General features: G+C 35.9%; 1 protein-coding gene. It reads right to left on the bottom strand.

Features of this window, described 5'->3' with window-relative positions:
* Window positions 1-114: 114 nt before the first annotated feature.
* Window positions 115-337, bottom strand: a 223-nt coding sequence (locus C4S77_RS12930; RefSeq protein WP_181042796.1) for a hypothetical protein, incomplete at its 5' end; no start/stop codon positions are given.

Below are 337 nucleotides of genomic sequence, written 5' to 3'. Positions count from 1 at the left end.
TAGGTTATTTGGCAGGGAGTAATAGTAAATTCTGTATCCATAGGTTTTGGGGGTTCTTTGGTTTGACATTGGGTGTAAAAACAACAAAACCCTAAAAGAAAAATGAGTACTGTATTATTTCTCATTTTCTTTGGATAAATATTCTACTTTCAAATATTCCAACTCTCCTTCACTATAACGCAAAGTTATATAATACCAATAGTCCTGATTGGGACATATAGAGCTATGATCTTTTTGTTCGCGGAACTCTCCGGTTTTTATAGTGGTAGAGCCGGAATCCCAGCTCCAGTCGCCATCGTTATCCCAGTATCCCATTTTTTCAAGACCTTTTATTTTT

The organism is Apibacter adventoris, assembly GCF_002964975.1.
Lineage (GTDB): Bacteria > Bacteroidota > Bacteroidia > Flavobacteriales > Weeksellaceae > Apibacter > Apibacter adventoris.
This window is presented reverse-complemented; position numbering and strand designations above follow the sequence as displayed.